8 protein-coding genes and 1 pseudogene are annotated in these 10,905 nt (G+C 59.3%); all 9 read right to left on the bottom strand.

Features of this window, described 5'->3' with window-relative positions; all coding sequences use genetic code 11:
* Positions 1-2,683, bottom strand: a 2,683-nt coding sequence (locus GZ093_RS17845) for a hypothetical protein (protein WP_296488605.1), incomplete at its 3' end; no start/stop codon positions are given.
* 55 nt (positions 2,684-2,738) lie between these two features.
* Positions 2,739-3,146, bottom strand: coding sequence for a hypothetical protein (locus tag GZ093_RS17840; protein ID WP_296488602.1), 408 nt, complete (start codon positions 3,144-3,146; stop codon positions 2,739-2,741).
* An 81-nt stretch (positions 3,147-3,227) separates the two neighbouring features.
* Positions 3,228-7,277: a tape measure protein gene (locus tag GZ093_RS17835; RefSeq protein ID WP_296488599.1), complete on the bottom strand. Its 4,050-nt coding sequence runs from the start codon at positions 7,275-7,277 to the stop codon at positions 3,228-3,230.
* A gap of 2 nt (positions 7,278-7,279) precedes the next feature.
* Complete coding sequence (locus tag GZ093_RS17830; protein WP_296488596.1) at positions 7,280-7,927, bottom strand: DUF6441 family protein; 648 nt, start codon at positions 7,925-7,927, stop codon at positions 7,280-7,282.
* Positions 7,928-8,132: 205 nt separating this feature from the next.
* Entirely contained in the window at positions 8,133-8,558 is a 426-nt protein-coding gene (locus GZ093_RS17825; protein WP_296488594.1) for a hypothetical protein, read from the bottom strand.
* Positions 8,559-8,579: 21 nt separating this feature from the next.
* Entirely contained in the window at positions 8,580-9,332 is a 753-nt protein-coding gene (locus GZ093_RS17820) for a hypothetical protein (RefSeq protein ID WP_296488592.1), read from the bottom strand.
* 273 nt (positions 9,333-9,605) lie between these two features.
* Positions 9,606-10,049: a hypothetical protein gene (locus GZ093_RS17815; protein WP_296488590.1), complete on the bottom strand. Its 444-nt coding sequence runs from the start codon at positions 10,047-10,049 to the stop codon at positions 9,606-9,608.
* 2 nt (positions 10,050-10,051) lie between these two features.
* Positions 10,052-10,348, bottom strand: coding sequence for a hypothetical protein (locus tag GZ093_RS17810; protein ID WP_296488588.1), 297 nt, complete (start codon positions 10,346-10,348; stop codon positions 10,052-10,054).
* A gap of 21 nt (positions 10,349-10,369) precedes the next feature.
* A pseudogene (locus GZ093_RS17805) lies at positions 10,370-10,810 on the bottom strand (major capsid protein); the annotation flags it as partial.
* Positions 10,811-10,905: the final 95 nt, after the last annotated feature.

Below are 10,905 nucleotides of genomic sequence, written 5' to 3'. Positions count from 1 at the left end.
CCGCATTGAAGCGAATGGTGTTGGCGAAAACTGGTGCGGGTTTGAATACCTTGCCGTCGGTGCCCACATTCGCGGCCGAGTACCAAACTTGCGTTTCGTTGCCTGCTGCCGTAACCATAGAGCCAAAGCGCAGGCGAACCACGCCAGTGTCGTAATCCACGTGGCCAGAAACATCGGTGCCAACGAAGTCCCCCGCCAAGTTGGCCGACACATTCATCAGGCCGCCAGCCAGGCGTGTTGCCAGGACTTGCACAGACCCAGTGCGCAGCGGTGCCACCGGTGCACGAAACGTGACCTCGTCGACCGGGCGACCATCCATGGAGGTCAACAGCGATTTGACCGACACCGTGGAAGATGCCGCCGTTGCCCACGCATCCAGCGTCACTTCACCAGACTGGTAGTTCAGCGTGCCTGCTTTGACGGCATTGCCGGTGGCCACGTCCAGGCTGTAGTACAGGTTCCCCGCGCGGTCAAAGTAGGTGCGCCCGCCCAGCGTGAAGTTCACACTGCCCGGCACAATGTTCTCGGAATACTGATCGGTCAGGTCGAACTTGAGGGCACTGGTGCTGATGGGTGCGCTGATGGCAGAGTCCGCGTCCATGGTGCGGTATTTCACGACCACCTTCGCCGACTCGTCATTGGGCATGTTGGCCCCAACGGGGAAATATTCCCAGCCTTGGAACAGCCACCGTCGCATCGCGATACCCTGCGCATTGTTGCCAATTGGCACCCATGCGTATTTGGCCAGGGGCATCCCAACTGTGGTCTCAGTTCGGAGGTTGAGTATCCCGGTGACGTAGTCCACCGCGCCGTAATCTGCGCCCAAGGTATCGCGCAAACGCCCCTGCCCGTTGTCGCGCACCGTCTTGTACGGGTCGCGAGGCGGAAACATGGTCATCGTGACCGGGTCATAGGGGTTGTAGAGCAGGTTCCAGGTCACTTCCACCGTGTTAGGGCGAAGATTAGCCTTGGACAGCGTCAGCGGCACATTCCCGTTGATGTCACGCAAAGGTGCCGGAAACTCCTGCACATCCGGCGGGCCATACGCATAGTCCACTGTGTAGATCTGACCACCGGCTGGAAGCAAAGTGGGCTCAAGATTGATGAGTCCCGTCTGATACCGCACCGCCCCTGTCGCGCTGCCGGTAATGTTGCCCTTGCCATCGTCCGTGGCGGTACGCGCCGTGCCATCGTTCCACCTAATCACGACCGTACCGGGCGTGATGCCCGTCTGGGCCAACTGCAGCGGGATTTTGAGGGGCGGCAGTGTTGCGTAAGCGCGGTTGATGTAGTTGACCCGGGATCCCCAGTTCAAGATGATTTCACCGCCCACATCCGGCAAAGCCCCCAAAGTGACCGCCACCGTACCGGTGACATAGCTCACAGTGCCCGCGCCATAGGCCACATCAGAGCCCACCAGCTTGCCACCGCCGTTGTCGCGCAGGTCGTACCACTTCCCGTTGGATCGGTAGCTCACCCGAGTGGTGGCAGGTGCCGGAGGAGGACTGATCGTTTGGATGTAGTTGTAGGCCCGAGTCTCCTGCGACACAAAAATGCCTGCGGAGTCGGCCAGTTGCAGCGGAGCACCCGCAGCTTTGTAGGTGATGGTCTTGCTGCCACCGATGGACGGGGACGAAGGTGCCAGGGTGGCCGTACCGCGCGCGTAGTCCACGGTGCCAATGACGGTCGTGCCCTGCAAAAGATCGCCGGACGAATCGGTGAGTGCACCACCGGAGTAAGCAATATTGAGCGTACCCGGAAAAACCGGATTGCCAAAGTACAGCGCCACGTTGGGGTTGAAGCCAATGGAGGTGGTGATCGAGACAAAGCCGTTGGAGGAATCCACCACCGTGTCGTACTCACCCGCTGCGTTGGCATCAATGACCGGGATCTCCGTCTGCGCACTGGGTACCAGCTGGGTAAAGATCGACTTGGCCTTGGCACTCAGGCTGCCAATGCTCACCGCTTCCATCAAAGGCACCACACCGAAATACTGTGCAGCGTCGGCGACCGTCGTGTCACGAACCAGGGCAGCAGAAGCTTGTTTGCGAAAGAACTCGCTGGGGGGCGAACCGATGAAATCAAAACGCAGCGCGTCACTGAGGTCGGCCGTGACAACGAGCGCTTTGTATTCCTGTCCGTTTTCTTTGATGAAGGTACGCAGCACTGAGGCTGTGCGGGTGACACGAACGTACTGCAGTTTCTCCGTGCTGATGCTCTCGTTTTGCACAATCAGAATCGTGTGGCCGATCGCCGGTGCGGTGCTGCTCGGCATCTGAAACAACTGAATCGAGCGCTGGCCGATGATGTGGTTCTCAAACAGGAAGCCTGCCCAGGCGGGTCCGGGTGCAAGGTACGCCTCAACGCGCTTTTTGGCTGAATCTCGCCGATCAAACACTTCCTTGGTGCTGAACAGCGTCACGCTGACGTTGGGGTCGCTGGGCGGGTCGGCCACGATCACGTTGGAGCCCAGGTAGGTGTCGGTGTCCGGGGTCTGCACGCTTACGTGCACTTTGCGCAGATTGACGCGGCCGCCTGCCCGGTCCAACTCCGAGATGTCGGGAAAGATGGCGTTGCTGGTGGCGTCCTGAATGACGTTGGCAGTGGGCGCGCCGCCCCCTTCCGCAACATCGAGCATGACTTGAGACGCGACCAACTTGATGTCGCCTGTAAGAATTGGCATTGAGAGACTCCGCAGGAATTGGGGAAAGACTGGAAATGAGGACTGAGAATGAGGTTCAGATTTGCATCAAGCGCAGGGTGATGCGATAGAAGTCAGACTCCGACCGTGCCGGAAATCCCTTGACGGGTTCTGCCTCCACGGCGGTCTCCGAGTGACGAAAGGCCACTGTCAACACGCGTGCGTCAAGCAGCGTCAGCTCAAAACTGCCTGTGTTGTCTGCCAGTGGCGATGCAGCCCACGCGTGCAAGGTGTTCACCACCTGGCGCGTGACCCATGCCATATCGGCAGCGCCAACCAGCGTCATGGGCCTTCCCGCCTGGCGCACAGCCGACTGGACCAAGAGTGCACCGTTCAACAAGTAAGACACGGTGGACACCGCTGGGCTCCAGGCGTGTTCGTCAATCCACAGAAGGTCGTCGGGCAGGGATAACGTGGCCCCATCGGTGAGGTTTTTAAGTTGCATGGCAGAAATTAGTAAAAGTAGGAAAACGAGGTCGACTTCAGGCAGCTCGTCTGCATGCCGATCGTGATCAGGCCGCCCTCATCAGACAGCCCGCATCTGGGCGCTTTGCAGGAGTTGCAGCAGCCGCCCCTCATCGCGCTCGTCAATTTGGGCACTAACCTGGCGGCCGCCAGCGGCCAACTCCACGCGCACCGTGCGGGTCGAGCTTGATGGCTTATCGAGTACGGGGCGCGCCATGCTGGTGCCCCTAGTTGCCGGGCTGACCAGTCCACCCGTAGCAAAGCCCTGCACATGCTGGGCCAAGGCCTGTGCTGGCAGCGTTAAGTTGTTGAGCGACTCAAACAGACCAGCACCAAACCTGGCAACAGCGCCCCGATTCACCACAAACTCACCCGGGGTCAGCATCGCGGGCACGGTGTCTGACTTGGCTATGCCGCCGCCCCGGTAAAACTCGCCCTGGTGCTGCTCCATGTAGTCCATCAGATCGCGCTCTACGTCCTTGCCCCATATCAGCGGCTGAGCCATGGCTTGACGCCACGTCTGCTTGATGGCATCGACTTTCTGTCGCTCATTGGCGGTGAGTTGTTTGCGTGTGAGAAGGGATTCGAGTTGATTGCGATCGACTCGCGCCTGCTGGCCGTAGCTCTTCATGGTGTCCCACTCCATGTTGATGCTCAGTGAAGCGCCATAGTTGTGGCGCAGCCACGCGTTGTTGTCGCGCATCGCCTGCAGGCCGAGCTCGATCATTTGCTGCGCTTCAGCCGCGTCTTTGTTGCGCTTGATCGGATTGGACCCTGGATTTACCGGCCCACCGGTGGCGAATTTGGCAACCCCGGCAACCCCGGCAAAACCGCCAGCCATGCTATTTGCCAGCTTTGCCAAGACTCCCCCACCGTACTTGCGCACCGCCGCCTTGCGCAGCACGAAAGCGCCAGCATCCAATGTGCGTGGCACCGTGTCCTGGTCGCCCGAGCCTGGTACCGCGCCGCCACTCATCCGTGAGAATGCAGCAGAGGTCGCAGAGACTGAGCCACCGTCCGCGAAATGCGGCAGACCACCGGGTACACCACTGCCCACCAGTCCACCCGTAGCTTTGGTTTCCACCTTGGTCACGTAAATAGTGTGCGTGCTCGAGGTGTTTTGACCGTTGAGGCTTTGAATCTGGGACCGTGCTGCGTCCGCATTGGTACTGACGTTGTGTTTGGACTCGGTATTGATCCGGTCCAGCGCACGGATCATGCCCTCGACGTTGGTGATCGAGGCTTGCGCTTTTTCTGTGGTGACGCGCAACTCCAGCAGGGAGTTCTCTTTGGCATAGGCGGTGAGCTTGTCCAACGCCGCCTTGGCCTGCGTCACATCGGCGTTGACCGGAAGCGTTTTCCCTTCTTTTAGTAGCTGCTCGTACTCCTGCAATTGCTTTTGTGCCTGCTCCAGATCGGCCTTGATGGGAATCAGTCGTTCCTTTTCTGCCAGCGCCTTGTCCAGATCCCCAATGGCTTTATCAAAGCGGGTGGTGTCCGCATCAAGGGTGACCTTCAGTCCCTCTTTGAGTTTGGTTGTTATCTGGTCGATCTGGGTTTCGGTATCGGCAAGGGTTTGCTTGATCTGATCGCGCGCGGCAACGGCTGACTTGGCTGCGTTTTGGTGCGCCAGTCCTTCAGCGTCCAGCGCCTTGTTAAGTATGTCTTCGGACTCCCGAATGTCCTGAATGGCTTTGTTGACACCTTCCTTGCCCTTGACCACTGCGGCATCCGAATCCTTGGTCTTTTGGGCCAATTCAGCGCGCAACTGGTCAGCCTGGCGCATCAGGTCTTGGGCGGTTGTGTACTCCTGCTTGCTGGCGGCTGCGCGTGACTGCGCCTCCAGTTTGGCGACTTCTGAGAACCCCTGCTCGGACTGCTTGCGAGCCTCCTCAGCCTTTTTGGCCTCGGTGGTTTGTGAGGTGGCCACCTGTGCGGCCAAGTCCATGGCCTTTTGCGCCAACTGCCGTGCCAACTCAAACTCGCCGTTGGCCAGCGCCTCTCTAGCCTTGGTCTGCAACTCGACCACTTGGCGTTTGCGGTCCTCGGTTGCCTCGAATTCGGTTAACCCCAAGCGACGCAATTCCCGAATCTTGTCCTCGGTGCTCATCGTGAGTTGGCGTTTTGCCTCCTCAATGCGCTGGACCTCAGCCAAATGCCGGTTGGCCTCAGCGTTCAAGGCATCAATGTGAGCCTTGTACTCGGTAGCGGCTTGCGCCATCGATTGGCGTTTGGTGGCGAGAATCTCGTTTTCCACGCGGGTGACGTTGGCGCTGCGCGCGCCCTCGGTGAGCCCTTGACGTGCGGCCTCTGCAATCCTGGCCTTGGACTCGTCATCGATGAGTTTCAAGGTGTCCGTGGTGGCCTGGCGGCGCAAGGCGGTCTGCTGGGTCAGTGCGTCGGTGAGCAGTTGTGTGGACTTAGCGATCTGAGTCGCCTCGGACGCCGTGGACAGGTCCAGCGCCGTCTGTTCCTGCTGATAGCGTGCCTTGACTGCGTCGATCTGGCGCTGCAGGCCCGCCTCCACCAGCGTGGTCAAGCCCTTGTAGGCCTCGGCCATTTTGCTGGTGGCATCTGTCACGACCGCGTTGGCCTTGGTGACCGCCTGCTCAACCTCGCCTAGGCGAGATTTAAGCTTTTCTACTGCAGAGTGAACCGCCTCAACACCTCGGCCGACTGCCTCTTGCGTGCCCTGACGCACGGCCTCCAGTCGCTTAGCAATTTCTTCTGCGGTATTGGCCACGGCCGTCATGGCACCCTTGGCAGCATCGGATCCCTTGCTGGCGTCCGCATACATCTGGGCAAAAACCGCATTCATCTCGGCCAGGCGGTCTTGATGGCGCTTGGTGGCAGCAGCAATGGTGTCCGACGTGAAGATCGCTGCAAACGCTTCCCACTGAAAGCGCATCAACTCAATGCCCTTCATCAGCATTTCCACCATGAAGATGCCCGCCTTACGAACGATCTCAAATTTCTCAGACAGCCAGGTACCGATTTCCCAGCCAAGCAAAAAGGCACCCAGCACCGCGAAGGCTGTTTTGAGCACACCCACGCTGGCCACTGCTGCCGAGACGGACAGGTTGGCTGTCGCCCAGGCGGCTGAGGTGGCCGCTGCTGCCGTGACGGCTGCCGCTCCTGCGGTTTGCCAAGCAATGATCAGGGCTGGCAGCAAGCGGTAAACCAGTGCGGCCAGTCCTACTTCCGCTATTTTCTTGAGCCACTGCATCACGACATCGAAGTTGGTCGCAAGCCAGGTGAGCGCCTCAGAGAGCTTTTTGGTTATGCCCGTGGCTGCATCGACTTGCGATATCCACTGGCCGAATGCGTTTTGCAGTCGGGTGAAGGCCTGACTCACCGTTTGGGGCAACTGCGCGTACTCGGCAGCCAGCTTTTCCTTTTGACCCATCAATGCATTGACCACCACGTCGGCGGTCAGTCTTCCTTCTTCGGCGAGCTTGCGCAAACGGCCGATGGGGACGTTCAGACCATCGGCCAGGGCTTGGGCGAGACGGGGGCTGTTTTCCACCACGGAGTTGAATTCTTCGCCACGCAGCACGCCAGAGGCCAGGGCCTGCCCAAACTGCAACAAGGACGACTGCGCCTCAGTGGCAGACGCACCGGAGATGCGTAGGGCCTGCGAAATGCTCTCGGTGATGGTGAGCGCGTCTTTCTGCTCACCGCCCAGCATCCGCACGGCTTGCTGCAACTTGCCGTACAGCGTGGAGACTTCTGCAATCGGCACACCGATGCGCTGGGCAATGTCAAACAGTGCCTTCTGTGCGGTGACAAATTCGTTCTGGCCGATGGTGGCCAGCTTCAAGCGCGCCGACATCATGTTCCAGGCGTCCGCAATCTGCACGATCTCCTGAACCTTGCCTGCGGCCCAGCTAATCGACAGAAACGCGAGCAACTGCGTCTTTGCGGTGTTGATCTGATCACCGAAGGCAGAAACACCGGCCTTGACCTCGGCCATGCCTGTGGCCGCCTTGGTGCCCGCCGTTTTTGCGCTACTGGCGAGCGTGTCCATGCTCTGCTGTGCTTGATTCAAGGCGCGTTTGAGCCCATCGTCTGCGCCTTCTAACGCGACAAGAATGGAAATTCGTTTGGCCATTTTTAGTCGTCCAACGTGCTGATTTGGTTTTCTATTGCTATCGCCAGTTGGGGCATGCGAGCCTCCACCAGCCTTTCGATATCAAGGCGCTTTTTGATGACCACGCGCGGCACCAATACGGCAATGGGGATGTCCGCACCCCGTTTGATGCGCTTGATGCCCTCTGCTTTGCGGTAGCGTCGCTTGAATCCTGCGAGCGGTTGAGCATGTTCCTTGAGGTTCTCGGCCATCAGGACAATATTGCCCTTGGCGTTTTTGATGAAGTAGGCGTTGCCGCCCCGCATCAGAGCGGCAATCTGGGCCTTGAATTGTTTGCGCCCGACCCGGCCATGCAAGGGGATCAGCATCTTTGCGCCGATCTGGCCGCCATATTCGTGCATGCCCGCCCAGTCAACCTTGGCACCCACATACAACGCTGGCAGTCGGGTCGGGTCCTTATTAATCATTCGGGCAGTGAAAGCACGCAAAAAAGACTTTTTGACCACTGACATGTGCGCCATGACATGGGCACGCACCTCGGTCTTGATTTCCACCGCCTGGGCAGTGATCGCCTTGGCAGTGGCCACCTTTACGTTTTCGCGAAACGCACCGCCCCACTGGCGCAGTTGGGCTTTGGCGGCTGCGCTATCGATGGAGAGGGAAATTTTCATGAAGAAGGTCGTCGTGAGGTGGAATGGTCAGTTAACTGATCCAGGGTTTGGTCGAGGTTTTTGGCATCGCCCCGGGTGCCCACTGCTATCAGGGACAGCAACTGAGCATCGTGCGCTCCGTCCTGGCGGTTGATGGCGTACAAGAAGCCATGCAACTGCGCCAGGGTGTAGTCCAGGATGTCGGGTAGCCGGTGGCCTCTTGTGATCAGCCGCTGGATGGCGTCGAACCAGTAGCCTGCGTCGGCATTTGCACTGGTGGTGGTGGCGGTGTTACGAGGGTCCTCGCCTGACCGAGCAGTCCGTCGAGTTTGGGCATCACCGTTCGGGTAAAAAAATCGGCGTTCACCTCAATCACCTTGGCGGCCAGCACAATGGCCTGGTCAGCGGCCAGTTCGTCGACCCACTGGCGCGGTTTGCCCACCGCAATGGCAATCGCTGACAGCAAGTCGTCGCCGCGCTCACCAAACAGTGCCAGCCAGTCGATCTCTGTCTTGGTCAGGTGCTGCATCACCGGCGAGATGGCCCGCAAAAAGGCAGGCATCTGGCCAACCTTGAGGGGTTTGATCGCCAGAGTCTCGCCATTGATGCTCAGCTCGAGCGCCTGGGGGATGAGTTTTTCCAAATCAGTCATGGTGGTGGCTCCGTTTTTTGCTCACAGCTGCACGATCCGACCGAATTGACCCAGCACCGCGTCATACGGCTTGCTGGAATCGGCCAAGAGCGAACCTTCCAGGTCAAACTTGTTGTAGTCGTTGGAGATCAGTGCCAATTCTTTCAAAGGATCGAACGCCACCCGGTACAACTCCACCAGAACACGGGCGTTGCTCTGGGCTGTGTTCAAACCTTCCAATCGCAAGTAGCGCTCGGGTAGCGGTTGCGTGAAGATGCCGATCTCCGACACATCACCAAACGCGTAGCTGGCCTTGAATGGCGCAATAAGACCCGTGGTGTCCAAATACTGGACCGCACCGAAATCCGTGTCCACCGTGTACTGAGTACCCAGCGTCAATGTGGTCGGTGTGGCCGCGCTGTCCTTGACTACCAGGGTGGTGACCTTGGGATGCGCCAGAAAGTAACGGTCGCCCACCATCGGTGCGACCCCACCAATGGGCTCATTGGTGACCGTGCCCCCGGTGCTGGCCACAGCTGTGCCGTACAGGGCGAGCGCCAGGTTTTCTTTGGTGAATTCCTCGACCGACATGCTGACCGTGGCAGATTTGCTCTTGATCATGCGGTGATCCAGCGAACGCTGGCCGGACTGCGACTCAAAGTGCTCCAGCACCTCGGTTTTAAGGGAAAGCTTCAGGTCGGCGACGTTGCCGGGAGAGCGAACCTCAATGGGGTTGCCCAGAGGATCGCGTTTGCCGAGGTAGACCCGGCCCTGGAAGGATGCGTAGTAGCTCATTTGGAAATTTCCTCTGTGGGTTTGGAAGTTGGATTGAGAGAGTGTGGGCTGTTGGGCACGGACGAAGAATTCGGCTTGCCAGGCTTGGCGGAACTGGAAGCGCTGGAAGGACTAGACGCACTGACACGGCGTGCGACCTCTAGGTCGATCAGCCACTGGCCCTGGTTGTCGTCAATCGACAGGACTGCGCCTGCAGAACATCGCGCTCCGGCGTGTTCATGGGGTTTGAGAAGTTCAATTTGCACTGGATTTCCTTTCAAGGTGCCTCTGTGTTCACCCAAGCTGCGATATGTCTGCGGCCAGGGTCCGGTAAGTGATCTGGTAGCGCGCTGGCATAGCTGCCAGGTCTGCGTCTGCGTCCTCCTCCTGCCAGTCGCAGTCAAGCTCCTGCAGTCCAATAGCCAGACCGTCGAAGGGGCTGTGCGCAAAGAGCGCCCGGTGTGCGGCAACCAGTAATTCATCCGCCACCGCATGCGCCAGACGCGAGCCGTCGTCACGGGCGACCGAGGTGACACGCAACACCAACTGACGCTCGACCCGGTCGTTGGGGCGCGCGGTGACCTGATCAGATTCAGGCACCAGCAGTAATGCCGGTGACTGCTCCCGCGTGACCGGCGTTGTGGGGGAGCGGATCAGGGTGGCACCCGATGTGAGAGCGACCGTCTCCAAAATGGATGTGATGGCCTGCAAGATGCGTTCACGAACGGAGAGCGCCACGGCTACACCTTGGTGAGCGTGGCCCGACACTCCGAGCCATCACCAACAGCCCGCACTTCACGCACCTCGTAGGCCTGACCGTCAACCGACAGTCGCGCCCTGGCTTTCAAACCGGCAAGACTGCTGGCCGGATAGGTGATCGTGTAATCACGCCCCATGGCCAGCCCATCGAGCAGATTCTCATCAGGCGCGCGAAATCCGACCTGAGCCAGCATTGGCCTTGCGGACTGATCAATGATCCAAGTCACCTCTTTCAAGAGCCCGGCGCTCGCTGCCGACGCGTAAATCGATTCGATCATGCCCATGACAAGCTAACCCGATCAGGCCACGGTCAGTTTGACCAGAACACCCGGGCGGTGGCACATCGGCAGCGGATTGGCTTGCGTGTGCAGATCGGTGCCGCGTTCGAATTTGCGTGGCTGCTGCTTGGCATACAAGACCTGACCCAGCGTATTGGCGGTCTCGTTGAAGTCCGCCGGTGCAAAGTAGGTGCTGAAGGTGTCCACGGTGCCCACCGGGAACGCGTGCGCCTCACCAGCCGCGATGAAGCGCCGACTCACGCCATTGAGGTCGGTGGCTTGGCCGCGGTATTCCTCGAAGGTCAAGCCGCCAAAGTTAAAGCCTGCACGCATGTCGTTGATCAGCACCGCCCCTTGCTGCCAGTAGGTGTAGGCCTGCTCGACCTTGGGGTGGCCCGTGAGCGCATCAAAGAACTCGGGCGAGCACAGGACGTGAATGCCGGTCATGAATTCACCCTTAAGGTGAATGGCACTTACATAAGCGGCATGACGTCGAGGTCACGAGCGTAAGCACTTGAATTTGAATACAAAAAGAGGTGACTGACCCGTGGATTGAT

This window comes from Rhodoferax sp. (genome assembly GCF_010365055.1).
Taxonomy (GTDB): Bacteria; Pseudomonadota; Gammaproteobacteria; order Burkholderiales; family Burkholderiaceae_C; genus Rhodoferax.
The sequence above is the reverse complement of the archived record's forward strand: the minus strand, read 5'-3'. Positions and strand labels throughout refer to the sequence as shown.